Consider the following 17,623-nt stretch of genomic DNA (forward strand, 5'->3'; position numbering starts at 1 on the left):
ATGGCGAAGACCGGTACGACGACCCAGGGGCTGCGCGCGGCGATCGAGCGCAGCGGCTACTACCCGGCCCTTGTGGCCGAGGCGGTGGAAGCCGCCGTGGGCGGTGAGCCGGTCGCCTCGTACCTGGTGCACCAGGAGACCACCTTCGACTCCAACGAGGTGCGCAGGCACGTCACGGTCCTGGTCCTGACGGACACCCGCTTCATCGTCAGTCACACCGACGAGCAGAACGCCGACACCAGCTCCCCGTCGCCGTACGCCACCACCTCCACCGAGTCGGTCAAGCTCGACCGGATCTCGTCGGTCGTGGTCAGCCGCGTCGTGGCCGACCCGGAGAAGTACGTCCCGGGGACGCTGCCCCGCGAGGTCGTCCTGACCATCGGCTGGGGCGCCGTTTCCCGGATCGACCTGGAGCCCGCCGCCTGCGGCGACCCCAACTGCGATGCGGACCACGGCTACACCGGCAGCTCCACCGCCGACGACCTGAGCCTGCGGGTCAGCGAGGCCGGCGACGGCCCGGACACGGTGCGCCAGACCCTCGAGTTCGCTCAGTCGCTCTCCGAGGCGACGGCCGCGACCACACCCGCGGCGACCGGCCGCTGATGGCCCAGCCGGCCTGGCAGGACCCCGTTCTGCTCCCTCTCGACACGGCCCCCGTCCCCGAGTACGGCAGTGGCTCGCTCGCCGATCTGCTGCCGACGCTCGCCGCCGGACAGGGTGTGCCCGGCTTCACCGCGGCGATCCCCGAGCTCACCCCGGCGGACCGGAACTGCGTCTTCCTGATCGACGGTCTCGGCTGGGAGCAGATCAAGGCCCACCCGGACGAGGCCCCGTATCTGCACTCCCTGCTCCCCACCTCGCGCGGCGGTACCGGCCGTCCCCTGACCGCAGGCTTCCCGGCCACCACCGCGACCTCGCTCGCCTCGGTCGGTACGGGGCTGCCGCCCGGCGCGCACGGTCTTCCCGGCTACACCGCCCGCAATCCCGAGAGCGGCGAGCTGATGAACCAGCTCCGCTGGAAGCCCTGGACCTCGCCGGCGGTCTGGCAGCCGTACCCGACGGTGTTCCAGCGCGCCCACGAGGCGGGTGTGCACACCGCTCAGGTCTCCGCCCCGACCTTCCAGGACACCCCGCTCACCAAGATCGCGCTCAGCGGTGGCACGTTCCACGGCAGGCTCTCCGGTGAGGAGCGGATGGACCTGGCCGCGGACCGGCTCGCCGCCGGTGACCGGTCGCTCGTCTACACGTACTACAGCGAGGTCGACGGCAAGGGCCACCGTTTCGGCGTGGACTCCGACGCCTGGCGCGGCCAGCTGATGTACGTCGACGGTCTCGTGCAGCGCCTCGCCGAGCAGCTGCCTCCCCGCTCCGCCCTCTACGTCACCGCGGACCACGGCATGATCGACGTCCCGTTCGACGAGCAGTCCCGGATCGACTTCGACGAGGACTGGGAGCTGCGCGCGGGCGTCGCCCTGCTCGGCGGCGAGGGCCGGGCCCGCCATGTGTACGCGGTCCCCGGCGCCGAGGCCGATGTGCTGACCGTCTGGCAGGAGGTGCTCGGCGAACAGTTCTGGGTGGCGAGCCGGGACGAGGCGATCGCGGCCGGCTGGTTCGGCCCGCAGGTCGACGAGCGGGTGTACGGCCGGATCGGTGATGTGGTCGCTGCCGCCCACGACGACGTCGTGGTCACCGCCTCCGTCCAGGAGCCGCACGAGTCGGCGATGGTCGGCATGCACGGCTCGATGACCGCCGTCGAGCAGCTCGTCCCGCTCCTCGAAGTCCGTTCCTGACCCGTTCCCCCGCTTGCTCCACCCCCCTTTCGAAAGGTGCTCAACCCCTCATGCCCGAGCTTGTGTTCTTCTCCGGCACCATGGATTGCGGGAAGAGTACTTTGGCGCTGCAGATCGGACACAACCGGTCGGCCCGCGGTCTGCAAGGTGTGATCTTCACCCGTGACGACCGCGCGGGCGAGGGGAAGCTCTCCTCGCGGCTCGGCCTGGTGACGGAGGCGATCGAGGCCGGCCCGGGCATGGATCTGTACGCCTACCTCGTGGGCCAGATGTCGAAGGGCGACAAGGTCGATTACGTCATCGTGGACGAGGCGCAGTTCCTCGCCCCCGAGCAGATCGACCAGTTGGGGCGGGTCGTGGACGATCTGGGCCTGGACGTGTTCGCCTTCGGCATCACCACGGACTTCCGAACCAAACTCTTCCCGGGCTCGCAGCGGCTGATCGAGCTGGCGGACCGGATCGAGACGCTCCAGGTCGAGGCCATGTGCTGGTGCGGCGCCCGTGCCACCCACAATGCCCGCACGGTAGGGGGCGAGATGGTCGTGGAGGGCGAGCAGGTGGTCGTCGGCGACGTCGACCGACCGGCCGAGCAGATCGGCTACGAGGTTCTCTGCCGACGCCACCACCGCCGCCGCATGACCTCAGCCGCGGCCCGCGCCGCCGCCATTTCCCCGGACGTCCTCCCTGTCACCTCGGCCTGATCGCCTTCCTGCTCGGTGGGATCGGCTCTGACGTTGACCGGTCGGGCTCCCGCAGCGTCGCGAAGGCGTGCCGTAGCCGGAAATGGGCCATCTCGACGTCGACGACCGCTGCTCTCGCGAGCTTCGACGTGTATGCGACAACGCCGTGGACCGCTTCTACGCCGGCGTCGTCGCACATCTGGAAAGCCGCCGGGCTCGCTCACCGCGACCTGTGGAGGCAGCCACTACGGGATGACAGGACTGGCCCCCTGAGGCCCTGGGGCGCCGCCGCCCAGCTTCTCGGTTTCGGCCTCGTGGGTGGGCGTCGGCGCTGCCTCTCGGTCATCAACCGGCACAGGCTCGCCTTCGGCAACCGCCGCACCGACGGATGAGCCACCCATCGCCAACTGGCCCGAGACCTGGGCACGGTGTGCCTGGGAAGCTGCACCTCCTGAGCCGTACTTCGAGGAGATGCCATGCAGGTTGCCGTGGTCACATTTGACGGATTCAACGAACTCGACAGCTTCATCGCCTCCGCGCTGATCAACCGGTGCCGAAAGGATGGCCTGGAGGCCTTCATCACGACGCCGACGCCGGTCGTCACGTCCATGAACGGCGTCGAGGTAACCGGGCAGCGCCCCATGGAGTTCGTGAGCGAGGCCGACGTCGTGCTGATCGGCAGCGGGGTGAAGGCGCGAGACGTGGTCGCTGACGACCGGCTGATCTCCAGGCTTGCGCTCGACCCTTCGCGACAGCTGATCGGTGCGCAGTGTTCCGGTGCGCTGGTGCTCGCCCGACTCGGGTTGCTGGATGGCATGCCCGCCTGCACGGACATGAAGAGCCGGCCCTTTGTGGAAGCCCGCGGTGTCACCGTGCTGGACGCGCCGTTCCACGCCGAGGGAAACATCGCTACGGCGGGTGGCTGCCTGGCGTCACAGTATCTCGCCACGTGGGTGATCAGCCGCATGCTCGGGGAGGACGCCGCGCGCGACGTCATCGGCTACGTGGCTCCGGTCGGCGAAAACCAGGAGACGGTCGAGCGCGCCATGCGTGCCGTCCACACGGGCGAGGTTGCACTGCGCTGACACCCCCGCTCACGGGCCTTCGCCGTGCTTCCCACCGGTGGTCGCGGGGAGTTTTCCAGCGGTAGGCGCCGGGTGGAACCTCAGGGCGACCGGGTTGCGGCCGTGTCGCTGTAGGACACCGTCGTGCCTCCCACGAATGGCAGCAGCCGGTCGGCCTCCTGTTCCAGGGTCGCGCGATCGGTGGCGCAGAGCGGCCGGAACGGGGTGAGCCGCAGCGTCCCGGCGTGGAGGAACCACGTTCCGTGCACCTGGCCGTCCACCAGGAAGGTGGGCCGTACCTGTGCCTGGCCGGGCATCACGCGTTTGCGATCCTCGTCGCTGATGACGCGGGTCCGGTCGGCGTGGCTGAGCAGGGCGTTGTCGAATGCGGGCAGCAGCCGCACGGGGGCGGGGGTCTCGGGGTCGGGCAGCTCCGCGTCGGCCAGATCGACCAGTTCCCTGCCATCGGGACCGCGATAGCGGCGCAGTTCGGCGTGCATGTCCGCGACGACCTCGCCCAGACGGGTCAGTCCGCACCAGGCCTGGACGTCCTTCACCCCGGCCGGGCCGAAGCCGGCCAGATAGCGGCGGATCAGCTCCTTTGCCGAATCCTTGACGCCGGTCGCCGTCGGTGCGGTAGCCATCGGCTGTCCCAGCCACGCCTCGGCGGGCGTGACGGAGACCGCCGACCGGTTTCCCCAGGAGCCCCAGGCACCGGTGGCAGCGCCATGGACAAGAGGAGTGCGCAGTTCAACCTCCCCGGCCAGGATCCGCCCGTCGCGTCCCGGGTGGCGTTCGGCCAGTCTCCGGGCCAGCTCCTTGCGCGACAGCGTCCCGCCCCCGAGCAGGTCGAGCCCCTCGGCCACCAAGGACTCCGCGTCCAGGCCCGTGCTGTTCCGGGTGAAGTGGGGCGAGCCGGCGGTGCGGTCGAGCACGGGCTGCAGCAGCGGCCGCAGCCGACGGAAGTCGTCGGCTGCAGCGAGGTGCTGGGTGCTGCGGAGCAGGCCGGAGCGGACGACCTGCCGGTCCTCCAGCAGTGCGGTGAGTTCGGATTGCGTGAAGCCGTGGATCCTGCTCCACAGTCCGACGTAGGCCCAGTTGGGCTCCTGTGCCTGCAGTGCGATCAGTCGCCCGATCACCTCCACCGGAGTGCGATCGGTGCGCGCCAGCAGGAACTGCCGGTCCATCAGCGCCCGGTTCAGAGCCCGGAGGGAGAGGGTGGTCACGACAGCCGCACCGAGACATTGCCCCGGTAGGAACCCTGAAGCAGCGAGAGGAAAGCCCGCGGCACGTCCTCGATCCCGCCCTCGACGACCGTCTGCGGGTAGATGAAGCGGCCCTCGCTCAGCCATGTGCTGAAGTGCTCCCTCCAGGCCGCGATCTGATCAGGTGTGTGAGAGCAGGAGAACGGCAGCAGCTCGATGCCCTTTGCCTCGGCCGCCGCGCGGTCGGGCTTCGGAAAGCGCTCGGCCGCGTCGCCGAGCTGGCTCGACAGTGAGCCGCACAGGGCGAAGCGCGCCCCGGGCCGGGACGCCTGCAGCGCGGCGTCGTACTGTTCGCCGCCCACAACGTCGAAGAACACCGAGATGCCCTCGGGCGCGAGCTCTCCCAGCCGGTCGGCCGCGGAGCCGTCGTGGTAGTCGAACGCGGCGTCGTAGCCGAGCTCGTCGACGAGGTAGTCGACCTTCGCCGGGCTTCCGGCACTGCCGATCACCCGCGCCGCACCGAGACACCTGGCGATCTGCCCGGCCAGCGAGCCGACCCCGCCCGCCGCACCGGAGACGAACACCACATCGCCCTCGCCGACGGCCGCCACATCGGCCATCCCGTAGTAGGCGGTCGGCCCCTGGCCGAGGTGGTAGCCGGGGTCGGCGAAGAGCCCGCGGTCGAGCTTGACGTACCCGGCGGCCGGACCCGCCGAGTACTCGCTCCAACCGGCCATCGACTGGACCAGGTCGCCGACCGCGAGTTCGGGGCTGTCGGACCGGACGACCGTGCCGGTGGCGGCCACTCCTACCCGCCGGCCCGGCTGCCAGGCCGGCACCGGGAGGGTGCAGTCGGCCCGCATCAGCTCCAGGTACGTCGCGGCGAGCCCCACCTGGTCGGTCCGCACCAGGACCTCGCCGTCCACCTCGGTCTTGGCGACGGTGAAGTGGTCGAGCGTCGGGATGCCGGTGACCTGAGCAGCCAGTTGGATCTCACGAGTGATCATTTCTTCGTCCTCACATCGGTCCGGTACGGCCTTCGAGATCGACCCTAGGGAGGCTTCCGGCCACTTTCTGACCGGAAGTCGGGGCAGTATTCCGGCATGGCGAACACCAGCTCCCGGACCCTCAAGCTGCTCTCCCTGCTGCAGACCCACCGCCACTGGCCCGGCCTGGAACTGGCCGACCGGCTCGGGGTCTCCGAGCGGACCCTGCGCCGTGACGTCGACCGGCTGCGCGAGCTCGGCTATCCGGTCAGCGCGGCCCGGGGCACCGACGGCGGCTACCAGCTCGCGCCCGGCGCTGTCCTGCCCCCGCTGCTGCTGCTGGACGACGAGGAGGCGGTGGCGCTCGCGGTGGGCATCGGCGACGCGGCGCAGAGCGGGATCGCGGGGATGGAGGATGCGGCCCTGCGCGCACTCACCAAGGTGGTGCGCGGGTCCTGCCGCCCCGGCTCAGGGCCAGGGTGGACGCCCTGCGCGCGATGACCGTCTCCGCTGCCGCGTCCGGGCCCGTCGTCGCAGCAGGGGTGCTCACCGCGGTGGCCCAGGCATGCCGGGACGAGGAGCGGCTGCGGTTCGGCTACACATCCAGGGGCTGTGCACCCACCGAGCGCGAGGTCGAACCGCACCGCGTCGTCGCTCTCGGCGGGCGCTGGTACCTGGTCGCCTACGACCTGGACCGCCACGACTGGCGCAGTTTCCGCCTCGACCGGCTGGCCGGGCCGACGGCGCCCGGCGCCCGCTTCCGGCCCCGCCTGCTCCCGGCCGAGGACGCCGTGGCCTTCGTCCAGGCGGCGAGCGGAGACCCGGCTCCTTACACGGTCGAGGCCCTCGTCCACGCTCCATCCGCACGGGTGCGGCAGGTGGTCGGCCAGTGGGGCACGATCGAACCGCTCGACCGGGACAGCTGCCGGCTCACCATGACCTCGACCTCCCTCGACTGGCCGGCTCAAGCACTCGGCAACGTGGGCGCCGAGTTCGAGGTCCTGGGACCACCGGAGTTCGCGGCACACGTCCAGGAGTGGGGGACCCGCTTCCTCCGGGCCACCCGCGCACCCGAGTGACCTGCCTGGCCGTGGTGCCGCGACGGTGGCGCAGCGTTCATAGCAGCGGGCGAAGCGGTGGCGGGCGTTCCGCGGGCAGCACAGGCACAGACCTCCCCGTGATCACAGAGGATCTCCACATCATGATCGCCATGACCTGTGGCTGACGGGCTTGCCCGGGGCACCCCCGCGCCTCTTTGCGCGACCTCTTATGCGCTGATGGGCAACTCTCGTGCACCCCGGCACGCTTGGGCTCGCGGCTTCTTGAGACGGCCGTGGAACGCGTGTGTCCAGTGGCAGGCGTTGCGGGGCGCACCGGGAGCCGGGAAGCGGAGATCACCCCCGGTGATCAGTGAGTTGTCGACCGTACGATCGTGAAGACCGCGCCCTCCGGGTCCGCGACCGTCGCCACGCGCCCGCTCGATCCCTCCCGCGGCGGCTGCAGCACATGCCCGCCGAGGTCCACCACCCGCGCGGCGGCCTCGTCGGTGTCGGCGACCTCGAAGTGCGTCATCCAGTGCGGGCCCCGGTCGCGTGGCAGAGCGCGGCCGACACCGTGCAACGAGGCCACCGGGCGGCCGTTCAGATGCAGCGTCTGGTAGTCGAAGTCCGCCGAGACGACCGCTTCCGTCTCGAAGCCGAAGACCGCCTGGTAGAACTTGGCGACCGTCGAGGTCTCCTGGGTCACCAGCTCGTTCCAGACCGGGGTCCCGGGGGCTCCGGCGAGCGCCGTGCCCGCGTGCGCGGCCGCCTGCCAGATCCCGAAGACGGCCCCGGTCGGGTCCGAGGCGATCGCGAGCCGGCCCGCCTCGCCCGCGTCGAGCGGCCCGACGCCGACCGTTCCGCCGCAGGAACGGATCGTCTCCGCCGTGATGTCGGCGTCGTCGGTGGCCAGGTAGGTCGTCCACGCGACCGGCAGATGACGGTCGGGCGGCAGCTGTCCGATGCCCGCGACCACTTTGCCGTCGATCAGCGCGCGCACGTATGGACCCAGCTGCTCAGGACCGGGCGTGAACTCCCAGCCGAACAGCTCGGCGTAGAACTCCTGGGTCGTGCGCAGACCGTGCACGATCAGGCTCACCCAGCAAGGTGTTCCGGGTGTGCACCGGGCAGCAGCCTCGGTCATCGTCACTCTCTCCTCGGACCATCGTGGTGGCCGTACGGGGGGAACGGGGCCGACGCCGACCGAAGGTGCGGGAAGTGTGCGCCCCGTGCAGATGCTTGCACCACCCGGCGCGCGATGCGCCCCGGCCGCGCCGCATTTTCCGGGATCTCAACAGAGGAAGCCTGATTTATTGCGGTGTGTCCGTTTCGGAGCTGTTACGGGTGGGCCGCATCCTGCGCAAGGATGGCAGCCATGAAGCCCATCATCTCCGCATCCGAATATGCGAACGAGTCGGCGAAGGCCCGGCCTCCGGTACTCCTGGACGTACGTTGGCAACTCGGCGGCCCGCACGGCCGAACCGACTACGAGGCCGGACACATCCCGGGTGCGGTCTTCGTCGATCTGGACGCGGAACTCGCCGGAGCCGCGGGCAGCCGCGGCCGTCATCCGCTGCCCGACCCGGAGGAGTTCGGCGCGGTGATGCGCCGCGCGGGCGTCTGCCAGGACACTCCGGTGGTCGTCTACGACGGCGGCCAGGGCTGGGCCGCGGCGCGTGCCTGGTGGCTGCTGCGCTGGACGGGGCATGCGGACGTCCGGGTACTGGACGGAGGGCTCGCCGCCTGGGACGGCGACCTCTCCACCGAGACACCCGCCCCCGCCGACGGCGACTTCAGGCCCGCCCCGGGTGCGCTGCCCTTGCTGGACGCCGACGCCGCCGCGGCGCTGGCCCGCTCCGGCCTGCTGCTCGACGCCCGGGCCGCCGAGCGCTACCGCGGTGATGTGGAGCCGATCGACCCGGTCGGTGGCCATATCCCGGGCGCGGTCTCGGCTCCGACGTCCGAGAACACCGGTGGTGACGGGCGGTTCCTGCCCGCGGAGGTGCTTGCCGCCCGTTTCAAGGAGCTCGGCACGGACGGGGTGCCGGAGGTCGGCGTCTACTGCGGCTCCGGCGTCTCCGGTGCGCACGAGGTGCTGGCCCTGGCGGTCGCGGGCATTCCCGCGGCGCTGTACGCGGGCTCCTGGTCCGAGTGGTCCGCCGACGCGTCCCGGCCGGTTGCCACGGGCCCCGACCCGCAGTAGGGGCACCGGCCTCGCCCGTCACCGGAACTGCGGTCGTGGCGTCGGCCGGACGGACCGCACGAGGGCCCGTACGCAGCTGCCTACGGGCCCTCGTCATGTCGCGGTTGCGCGGCGGGTCACTCCTGCTTCTTGCGGCGGGTGCCGAAGACGATCTCGTCCCAGCTCGGCACCGCGGCCCGGCGGCCCGGACGGACGCCGTCCGCCTCGGCCTGACGGTCCGTCGTCCCGGTCAGCCGGTCCCGGTGACCTGCCACCGCTCGCGGCATCAGCACATCCGCGTAGGCGGAACCGGCGCCCGCCGAAGCGGCCGCGGCCGGCGGTTCGCCGGCCTCCGGCTCCTGTGCGGCAGGAGAGACCGACGGCTCGGGCGGTGCCGGGCGCTCCGGTACCACCATGTCGCCGCGGAAGCTCGGTACGGCCTCCAGCAGACTGGTCAGCGAGTCGCGCTCGCCGGCCGAGGGTTCCGGTTCGGGCGGGGGCGGCGGAGCCGGCCGTTCCATCTGACGGTCGAGGGCGCGGTCCAGCGGCCGGTCGCGCGGCAGCCGTGCGATCCGGGGCACGAACGGGAAGCTCGGCTCCGGCGCGGCGACGTCGTCGGTCTCGCCGATCAGCGACCGCGCCTCGTCGTCCACGGCCTGCACCAGCCGTCGCGGCGGGTCGTACGTCCAGCTCGCCGAGTGCGGCTCGCTCGCGACGCGGTACACCAGCAGGACTTCCCAGGTGCCGTCGTCCCGGCGCCAGGAGTCCCACTGGACGGTTTCCTTGTCGGCGCCGCGCAGCAGGAGCCGCTCCTGCACCGCCTCGCCCAGCTGGGGGCCGGTGTTCTCGCCCGGGCGGCGCACGGGAGTCTTCCGGGCGCGCTCGGCCATGAAGGCGCGTTCGGCGAGCACGGGGCCCTCGAAGCGGCGGACACGGTCGACCGGAATTCCGGCGAACTGAGCAACCTCCTCCGCGGAGGCGCCGGCTCGTATACGGGCCTGGATGTCGCGGGGGCGGAGGTGGCTCTCCACCTCGATCTCGATCTGGCCGAGCCGCGCACGGTCGTTACGCACGGCGGCACGCAGCCGCTCGTCGATCGGAAGCGTGTATTCCGTGTTGTCCGCAGCCTTGAGCACCAGTCGTGTGCCGTCGTTGGAGACGGCCACGACACGCAGTTCGGGCATGGGGACCTCCCGGGTGGTGCCTGCCGACGTCACGTGCGTCGCTGCTTCCGCTAGTCGAGTGTGGCCTGCCCGGGTGCAGCCTGCCACAACATTGCCGTGTTGCCCGGCGTGTCGGGCATGAGCCCTGGATCGCCGGTATGACACGGTGACCTGTTGTGCGACACTGAGTGACCAAGTGTCACCCTGTGTAGCTGGCCCCCGTGCGATGCCGTGGCGCCGCCGGATCGAGTGCCTCCTTCGGCCCCCTCCCGAAGATCCCGGACCCCACGTGGGAGTCCGGCCCCAGGGCTCGCCACAGTACTCCATTCGGGCCATGTGGGTGGACCGGCGCGCCGTCGAAGTTCTCGTCGGGCGCGGGAGTTGAACTACCCAGTTGGCTGCGAAATGCCCACGAGGCGTGTTCTGCTTCACAGAATCACCCGAAACGGAACCATTCACTTCGCACAATTGTCCCTTCCTGGTGCACGGTGGGAGAGATGTCAATCAAGGGCTGGGAATGGTGCGGAAGCCGGAAAGCGACACGGAACCCGAGGAAAGGCGCATCGATCTGAACGTTCCGCAGGTGGCGGGGAGCGCCGCGGCGGCGGTCGCGGCGGCGGTGGCCGCCTCGCAACTGGGCGTGTACGGAACGATTCTCGGGGCCGGAGTGATGAGCGTCGTCGCCACCTGCGGTGGCTCGGTCTTCCAGCACTTCTTCCGCCGCACGGGCGAGCAGATCCGCGAAGTCACGGTGCACACGCGGGAGTCGCGGAACATCCGCGGGGAGCGCGAGGTACGGGAGACGGTGCCGGCGCGACGGCCGGCCGACGGTTCGACGGACGCCACGACGGTGCTGCGCACGGTGGGGGCCGACCCGGATCCTGTGTACCGGCTGACACCGCTCGTCGACGCGGATGTGACCCGGCCGCTCGTGCCGTGTCCGGCGGTCGTGGACGAGGGGTTCTCCGCGTCCACGACCCATGGCACCCGGATCCGCGGCTGGAAGCGGTCGGCGCTCGGCGCGGTGGCGGTCTTCGCCGTGTCGATGGCCGGCATCACCACGTACGAACTGGTCTCGGGCAACGATCTGAGCGGTGGTCAGGGCACGACCGTCGGCTCCGCCGTGCACGGTGGCCGCGGAAGCGGCTCGGAGCCTGCCGATCGGACGCCGTCGGTCAGCACCGACCCGGGCCAGGGGCGGACCCCGGACCGGGAGAGCGGTGGGACGCCGGGCACGGACGCACAGGGCGGGCGGAGCGAGAGCCCGGGCGCGGGACAGCACGACGGTTCCACGGCTGGACCGACGCCCACCCCTTCGCCGTCGAACTCCGCTGACGGCGGGACGACTCAGGCCCCCACAACCACGCCGACGGCGCCCGGCAGCGCCGATCCGGCGCCCACCGGCGCGGGTACCGCTCCGGTGCAGGAGACGCCCGCCACGACCGGTACGGACACCGGCCGGTGACCGGCTGCGCCGGCGGTCAGTCGCCCAGGACCCGGCGCAGGTAGTCGTTGGCGAACAGCCGGTCCGGGTCCAGCCGGTCGCGTACGGCGGTGAACTCGCCGAACCGGGGGTACACCCCGGCCAGATAGGCGGCGTCGCGGGTGTTGACCTTGCCCCAGTGCGGGCGGCCCCCATGGGCGGTCATGATCCGCTCGACCGCGGTGAAGTACGCCTGGTAGGGCGTGCCCCGGTAGAGATGGACGGCGATGTACGCGCTCTCCCGGCCCGAGGCCGTGGAGAGCGCGATGTCGTCCGCGGGGGCCGTGCGCACCTCCACGGGGAAACTGATCCGCAGCGGCGAGCGGTCGACCATCGCCTTGACCTCACGCAGTGCCTCGACTGCGGCCTCGCGCGGCAGGGCGTACTCCATCTCCACGAAGCGGACTCGGCGCGGGCTGGTGAAGACCTTGTACGGGATGTCGGTGTACGTACGGGCCGACAGGGCGCGGCTGGAGATCTTGGCGATCGACGGGATGGCGCCCGGGACCGCCCGGCCGAGCGAACACGCGACCTGGAAGACCCCGTTGGAGAGGAACTCGTCCTCGATCCAGCCGCTGACCTTCCCGGGCGGGGCGGCGGGGCCCGCGCTGCGGTTGTTGCGCTTGGTGTTGCAGTTGCCGGTGTGCGGGAACCAGTAGAACTCGAAGTGCTCGTTCTCGGCGACCAGCTGATCGAAGTCGGCCGTGACCTTGTCGAAGGCCATCGGCTCCTCGCGGGCCGTCAGCAGGAAGACCGGCTCCACGGCGAACGTGACCGCCGTGATGACACCCAGCGCGCCGAGCCCGATCCGGGCCACCGCGAAGATCTCGGGGTTCTCCTCGGCGGAGCAGGTCAGCACCCTGCCGTCCGCCGTGACCAGTTCGAGGGCGCGGATCTGGGCCGCTATGGACGCCGAGTCGCGGCCGGTGCCGTGGGTGCCCGTCGAGGTGGCCCCGGCGACCGTCTGCTCCATGATGTCGCCCATGTTGGTCAGCGACAGGCCCTCCCGGGCGAGCGCGGTGTTCAGCCGCTTCAGCGGGGTGCCGGCCTCGACGGTCACCGTCATCGCCGTCCGGTCGATCTCCCGGATGCCGGTGAGCAGATCGGGGCGGATCAGGACGCCGTCCGTGGCGGCGGTCGCGGTGAAGGAGTGCCCGGTCCCGACCGCCTTCACCCTCAGGCCGTCCTCGGCCGCCTTGCGCAGCACGTCGGCGAGCTCGTCCACCGAGGCGGGGGACACGGCCCGTACCGGACGGGCGGTGACATTCCCCGCCCAGTTACGCCACGCGCTCGTCGTCCGTGCGTAGGTGTCGGTCATCTTCCCCGCGCCTCCCCGTAGGAACCGGCTTGCCCAGCCGGCGATGCCCCAGGAACGCCACCGCGGCCGCGAGCACTCCCGCCACGAAGGGCACGGCGTACCCCGCCTCGGCCCCGGACGCGTCGACCACCCAGCCGGCGGCCGAGGAGCCGAGCGCCACACCGACGGCGAGCCCGGTACCGGTCCAGGTCATGCCCTCGGTCAGCTTGGCGCGCGGTACGTGCTGTTCGACGAGGGCCATGGTGGTGACCATCGTCGGTGCGATGGCGAGGCCCGCGACAAAGAGCGCCACGGCCAGGAACGGCAGGTTCCCGGCCAGTTGGAGGGGGATCATACTCACGGCCATGGCGCACACCCCCACCACCCACCTGGTGGACGGCTTTCCCTTGAGATGCAACAGCCCGAAGACCGCTCCGGCGAGGCAGGACCCCAGTGCGTACACGGCCAGCACCAGGCTGGCCGCCGCCTTGTGGCCGTGGTCCTCGGCGAACGCCACCGTCACCACATCGACCGCCCCGAAGATCGCGCCGATCGCCACGAAGGTGACGACGAGCACCTGAAGACCGGGGGAGCGGAGCGCCGAGCCGTCGCTGTGCTGCTCGCGCGGGTGCGGCACCGGCTCGGTGGCGCGCTGGGCCGTCAGCCAGAAGACGCCGACGAGCAGGAACACGGCGGCCAGCAGCGGACCCGCCTCGGGGAACCATGCGGTGGACAGACCGATCGAGATGATCGGCCCGAAGATGAAGCACACCTCGTCGACGATCGACTCCCACGCGTACGCGGTGTGCAGCTGCTGCGCCGAACCGTGGTAGATCTCCGCCCAGCGTGCCCTGACCATCGAACCCACGCTGGGCACGCAGCCGGCGCCCGCCGTGAAGACGAACAGGGTCCAGTCCGGCAGCCGCTGCTGCGCGCAGACCAGGAGGCCGGCGACCGCCGCCATCGCAACCAGGGTGACGGGGCGCAGGACGCGACGCTGCCCGTGCCGGTCGACGAGCCGGGACACCTGCGGGCCGAGCACTGCGGCCGACATCGCCAGCGTCGCGGAGAGCGCGCCCGCCAGTCCGTAACGGCCGGTGATCTGGGACACCATGGTCACCACGCCGATGCCCATCATGGACAGCGGCATCCGGCCGAAGAAACCGGCCGCCGAGAACCTCTTGGTGCCGGGGGCGGCGAATATCGCGCGGTAGGGACTGGGCAAGCGGGGCTCCGGTACAGCGAGGTGATGCGCGGGTGGTGTCGGCGGTACGTGCAGGGCAATGCCCGTGACGCGAGGCCTGTAATGCGTGAAGGCAGCCGATACAGCTTACGGGCGGGTCACCAGGCCGGAGACCGCGGACGACGCCGGGGCCCGCCGCCGGACGGACGCGCCGGTGGAGCCGGACGGACGCGCCGACGGACGTCGGTCGAAGCCCTGTCACAGGCGGGTGGCAGGATCGTTCCCATGTCCGATCTGCGTGCTCCCGCTCCCTACGACGCCCTGCTCCTGCTCTCCTTCGGCGGTCCCGAAGGCCCGGACGACGTGGTTCCGTTCCTGGCGAATGTGACCCGCGGCCGCGGTATCCCCGAGGAGCGGCTCAAGGAGGTCGGCAAGCACTACTTCCTGTTCGGCGGCGTCAGTCCGATCAACGCCCAGAACAGAGCCCTGCTGGACGCCCTGCGCAAGGACTTCGCGGATCACGGGCTCGATCTGCCGGTGTACTGGGGCAACCGCAACTGGGCCCCGTACCTCACCGACACCCTGCGCGAGATGACCTCCGACGGGCACCGCCGCATCGCCGTCCTCGCCACCAGCGCCTACGCCTCGTACTCCGGCTGCCGGCAGTACCGGGAGAACCTCGCCGAGTCGCTGGCCGTCCTTGAGGCCGAGGGGCTGCCCGTGCCGCGCGTCGACAAGCTCCGGCACTACTTCAACCACCCCGGCTTCGTACGGCCCATGGTGGACGGCGTCCTGAAGTCCCTCGCCGACCTCCCCGAGGACGTCAGGGCCGGGGCGCACCTCGCGTTCACCACGCACTCCATCCCCACCTCCGCCGCCGACGCCTCGGGCCCCCGGGAGACGCACGGCGACGGCGGCGCCTATGTCACCGAACATCTCGACGTCGCCCGGCTGATCGCCGACGCGGTCCGCGAGGAGACGGGTATCGATCACCCCTGGCAGCTCGTCTACCAGTCGCGCAGTGGCGCCCCGCACATCCCGTGGCTGGAGCCCGACATCTGCGACCACCTGGAGACGCTCCACGGGGACGGCGTGCCCGCCGTGGTGATGGCCCCCATCGGCTTCGTCTCCGACCACATGGAGGTCCTGTACGACCTCGACACCGAGGCCACCGCGAAGGCCGCCGAGCTCGGCCTGCCGGTCCGCCGGTCAGCGACGGTCGGCGCCGACCCGCGGTTCGCCGCGGCCGTGCGCGAGCTCGTGCTGGAGCGCGCCGCCACCGAGCAGGGACGCCCGGTGGAGCGGTGCGCGCTCGGGGCGCTCGGCCCGAGCCATGACCTCTGCCCCGTCGGCTGTTGCCCGGCCCGTGCCCCCAAGCCCGCTGCCGCGGGCGCCGACAGTCCCTACGCCCAGGAGCGCTGAACCCGTGACGTCCGTGCCCTCTGAGACCGACCCCGTCCTCTCCGAACTGCTCGACCTCGCCCTGGAGGCGGCCCGGCGCGCGGGTGCACTGCTGCGCGACGGCCGCCCCGTCGATCTGGGCGTGGCCGCGACCAAGTCCAGCCCCGTCGATGTCGTCACCGAGATGGACATCGCCGCCGAGAAGCTGATCACCGGCTTCCTCACCGAACGCCGCCCCCGCGACGGCTTCCTCGGTGAGGAAGGCGCCAGTTCCGAGGGCAGCAGCGGCATCCGCTGGGTCATCGACCCGCTCGACGGCACGGTGAACTACCTCTACGGACTGCCGACCTGGGCCGTCTCCATCGCGGCCGAGCGGAACGGCGAGCGGGTCGTCGGCGTCGTGGAGGCCCCGATGCGCGGCGAGACGTACCACGCGGTCCTCGGCGGCGGTGCGTACGCAAACGGCGGGGCCTACGGCAAGGGTGCCGCGCTGCGCACCCGGCCCGCACCGCCGCTCGGCCAGGCACTGGTCGCCACCGGTTTCAACTACGTCGCCGACGTCCGTACGCACCAGGCGGACATCGCCCGGCAGCTGATCCCGAAGCTGCGCGACATCCGGCGCGGCGGTTCGGCGGCCGTCGATCTGTGCGATGTGGCAGCGGGCCGGCTGGACGGCTACTACGAGCGCGGACTCCACCCGTGGGACCTCGCGGCCGGTGACCTGATCGCCCGGGAGGCGGGCGCCCGCACCGGCGGTCGGCCCGGACTCCCCGCCGACGGCGACCTGACGGTGGCCGCGTCGCCGGGCGTCTTCGAGCTCCTGCAGCCCCTCCTGGACGAGCTGGGAGCCTGGCACGACTGACCGGACCGCCGGCAAAGCCCCTGGTACGGGCTGTGGTGGACGCTCAGGGACGGCACAGGGCCCCGGCGTCGGTGATGACGCCGGGGCCCTGTGCCGACGACTCAGACGGCCGTGGCGCCGATCTCGACGCCGTGCTCGGCGGCCAGACGGCGGAGATCGTCCAGCTCGCTCTGCTCGACGTCCGCGAGGAAGTCGTCGCCCGTCTCGCGGGCCTTGGTGAGGTCGGACTGGGTGGTCCTGATGCGTTGCAGCAGACCTGCGGTGAAAGCGTCCATAGTGCGCCCCCTCATCGTGGGTCGGTGGCACGGGGGTGTGCCCGGGTTTCCCTCCGCCGAGGGCGGTAGGGCGGGTGATCACGCACTCTCCGGGGACGGAGCGGCCGTGGAGTGCCACATGCATGACGTGATCGCGGGTGTGAATTCGTCCTCCCCAGGCCCAGGCTCAGAGAAACCTCAACTGGCCCGGAAATCCGGTGAATTCCCGGAACCCGCAGGTGGTGCCCCGTCGCCTTACCGCCGGTTTATACGCGTTGCGGGCAGGATGTAGCCGCACAGACAGTGCTGCTGAGCGGCCCGGATCACGGTCCGTGGGCTCATTCGGACGTTCTGAAGTTTCAAAGGAAGGACAGCGCCGTGCGCGTACTCGTCGTGGAGGACGAGCAGCTGCTCGCCGATGCGGTGGCCACCGGACTGCGCCGGGAGGCCATGGCCGTCGACGTCGTGTACGACGGTGCGGCTGCCCTGGAGCGCATCGAGGTCAACGACTACGACGTGGTGGTGCTGGACCGGGACCTCCCCCTGGTGCACGGCGACGACGTCTGCCGCCGTGTCGTCGAGCTGGGCATGCCGACCCGGGTACTGATGCTCACCGCGTCCGGGGACGTCAGCGACCGGGTGGAAGGACTGGAGCTCGGCGCCGACGACTATCTGCCCAAGCCGTTCGCCTTCAGCGAGCTGACCGCGCGGGTACGGGCCCTCGGGCGCCGTACCACCGTCGCGCTGCCGCCCGTCCTGGAGCGCGCCGGCATCAAGCTGGACCCCAACCGCCGCGAGGTCTTCCGCGACGAGCAGGAGATCCAGCTCGCGCCGAAGGAGTTCGCCGTGCTGGAGGTCCTGATGCGCAGCGAGGGCGCGGTCGTCTCGGCCGAGCAGCTCCTGGAGAAGGCCTGGGACGAGAACACCGACCCGTTCACCAACGTCGTCCGCGTGACGGTCATGACGCTGCGCCGCAAACTCGGCGAGCCGCCGGTGATCGTCACCGTGCCCGGCTCCGGATACCGGATCTGAC

Annotated in this window: 16 protein-coding genes and 1 pseudogene; 10 read left to right on the plus strand and 7 right to left on the minus strand. The window is 71.2% G+C overall.

Annotation, left to right across the window (positions count from 1 at the left end; translation table 11 throughout):
- The 4 genes from LRD69_RS25110 to LRD69_RS25125 all read left to right on the plus strand — a co-directional run bounded on the left by LRD69_RS25110 (position 1) and on the right by LRD69_RS25125 (position 3,555).
- Positions 1-603, plus strand: coding sequence for a DUF5998 family protein (locus LRD69_RS25110; protein WP_277328803.1), 603 nt, complete (start codon positions 1-3; stop codon positions 601-603).
- A complete protein-coding gene (locus LRD69_RS25115) occupies positions 603-1,790 on the plus strand; it encodes a nucleotide pyrophosphatase/phosphodiesterase family protein (protein WP_277328804.1) in 1,188 nt (395 codons plus the stop codon). The genes LRD69_RS25110 and LRD69_RS25115 overlap by 1 nt, the downstream gene beginning before the upstream one ends.
- Before the next feature lie 50 nt (positions 1,791-1,840).
- On the plus strand, positions 1,841-2,491 hold the full coding sequence (locus LRD69_RS25120) for a thymidine kinase (RefSeq protein WP_277328805.1): 651 nt from the start codon (positions 1,841-1,843) through the stop codon (positions 2,489-2,491).
- 455 nt (positions 2,492-2,946) lie between these two features.
- Positions 2,947-3,555, plus strand: a complete 609-nt coding sequence (locus tag LRD69_RS25125; RefSeq protein WP_277328806.1) for a DJ-1/PfpI family protein — start codon at positions 2,947-2,949, stop codon at positions 3,553-3,555.
- Positions 3,556-3,635: 80 nt separating this feature from the next.
- Here LRD69_RS25125 and LRD69_RS25130 read toward each other — a convergent pair whose 3' ends face one another.
- Both LRD69_RS25130 and LRD69_RS25135 read right to left on the minus strand, forming a co-directional pair.
- Complete coding sequence (locus LRD69_RS25130; RefSeq protein ID WP_277328807.1) at positions 3,636-4,760, minus strand: winged helix DNA-binding domain-containing protein; 1,125 nt, start codon at positions 4,758-4,760, stop codon at positions 3,636-3,638.
- Positions 4,757-5,746 (minus strand): NADP-dependent oxidoreductase, encoded by a 990-nt coding sequence (locus tag LRD69_RS25135; protein WP_277328808.1) that lies wholly within the window; start codon positions 5,744-5,746, stop codon positions 4,757-4,759. The genes LRD69_RS25130 and LRD69_RS25135 overlap by 4 nt, the downstream gene beginning before the upstream one ends.
- 96 nt (positions 5,747-5,842) lie before the next feature.
- Between LRD69_RS25135 and LRD69_RS25140 the strand changes: the two are divergent.
- A pseudogene (locus LRD69_RS25140) lies at positions 5,843-6,804 on the plus strand (YafY family protein).
- Positions 6,805-7,132: 328 nt separating this feature from the next.
- Here the strand turns inward: LRD69_RS25140 and LRD69_RS25145 are convergent.
- Entirely contained in the window at positions 7,133-7,909 is a 777-nt protein-coding gene (locus LRD69_RS25145) for a VOC family protein (RefSeq protein ID WP_277328809.1), read from the minus strand.
- Between the two features lie 231 nt (positions 7,910-8,140).
- On the opposite strand from LRD69_RS25145, the gene LRD69_RS25150 reads away from it, so the two are divergent.
- Positions 8,141-8,968, plus strand: a complete 828-nt coding sequence (locus tag LRD69_RS25150) for a sulfurtransferase (protein ID WP_277328810.1) — start codon at positions 8,141-8,143, stop codon at positions 8,966-8,968.
- A gap of 116 nt (positions 8,969-9,084) precedes the next feature.
- On the opposite strand, the gene sepH is transcribed toward LRD69_RS25150, so the two are convergent.
- Positions 9,085-10,131, minus strand: coding sequence for a septation protein SepH (gene sepH / locus LRD69_RS25155; protein WP_277328811.1), 1,047 nt, complete (start codon positions 10,129-10,131; stop codon positions 9,085-9,087).
- Positions 10,132-10,627: 496 nt separating this feature from the next.
- Between sepH and LRD69_RS25160 the strand changes: the two genes are divergently transcribed.
- Positions 10,628-11,575 (plus strand): hypothetical protein, encoded by a 948-nt coding sequence (locus LRD69_RS25160; RefSeq protein ID WP_277328812.1) that lies wholly within the window; start codon positions 10,628-10,630, stop codon positions 11,573-11,575.
- 16 nt (positions 11,576-11,591) lie between these two features.
- Here the strand turns inward: LRD69_RS25160 and LRD69_RS25165 are convergent, their stop codons facing one another.
- Together LRD69_RS25165 and LRD69_RS25170 are read right to left on the minus strand one after the other, a co-directional pair.
- Positions 11,592-12,911: a D-arabinono-1,4-lactone oxidase gene (locus LRD69_RS25165; protein ID WP_277328813.1), complete on the minus strand. Its 1,320-nt coding sequence runs from the start codon at positions 12,909-12,911 to the stop codon at positions 11,592-11,594.
- Positions 12,871-14,115 (minus strand): MFS transporter, encoded by a 1,245-nt coding sequence (locus LRD69_RS25170; RefSeq protein WP_277328814.1) that lies wholly within the window; start codon positions 14,113-14,115, stop codon positions 12,871-12,873. The genes LRD69_RS25165 and LRD69_RS25170 overlap by 41 nt, the downstream gene beginning before the upstream one ends.
- Positions 14,116-14,358: 243 nt before the next feature.
- On the opposite strand from LRD69_RS25170, the gene LRD69_RS25175 reads away from it, so the two are divergent.
- Together LRD69_RS25175 and LRD69_RS25180 are read left to right on the plus strand one after the other, a co-directional pair.
- Positions 14,359-15,495: a ferrochelatase gene (locus LRD69_RS25175; RefSeq protein ID WP_277328815.1), complete on the plus strand. Its 1,137-nt coding sequence runs from the start codon at positions 14,359-14,361 to the stop codon at positions 15,493-15,495.
- Positions 15,496-15,508: 13 nt separating this feature from the next.
- Positions 15,509-16,336: an inositol monophosphatase family protein gene (locus LRD69_RS25180; protein WP_277329870.1), complete on the plus strand. Its 828-nt coding sequence runs from the start codon at positions 15,509-15,511 to the stop codon at positions 16,334-16,336.
- Between the two features lie 101 nt (positions 16,337-16,437).
- Here LRD69_RS25180 and LRD69_RS25185 read toward each other — a convergent pair whose 3' ends face one another.
- The gene (locus tag LRD69_RS25185) at positions 16,438-16,611 is read right to left on the minus strand and encodes a hypothetical protein (RefSeq protein WP_277328816.1); all 174 of its coding nucleotides are present in this window, start codon (positions 16,609-16,611) and stop codon (positions 16,438-16,440) included.
- Between the two features lie 357 nt (positions 16,612-16,968).
- Between LRD69_RS25185 and LRD69_RS25190 the strand changes: the two genes are divergently transcribed.
- A complete protein-coding gene (locus tag LRD69_RS25190; RefSeq protein WP_277328817.1) occupies positions 16,969-17,622 on the plus strand; it encodes a response regulator transcription factor in 654 nt (217 codons plus the stop codon).
- Position 17,623 lies beyond the last annotated feature (1 nt).

The organism is Streptomyces sp. JH14 (assembly GCF_029428675.1).
Lineage (GTDB): Bacteria > Actinomycetota > Actinomycetes > Streptomycetales > Streptomycetaceae > Streptomyces.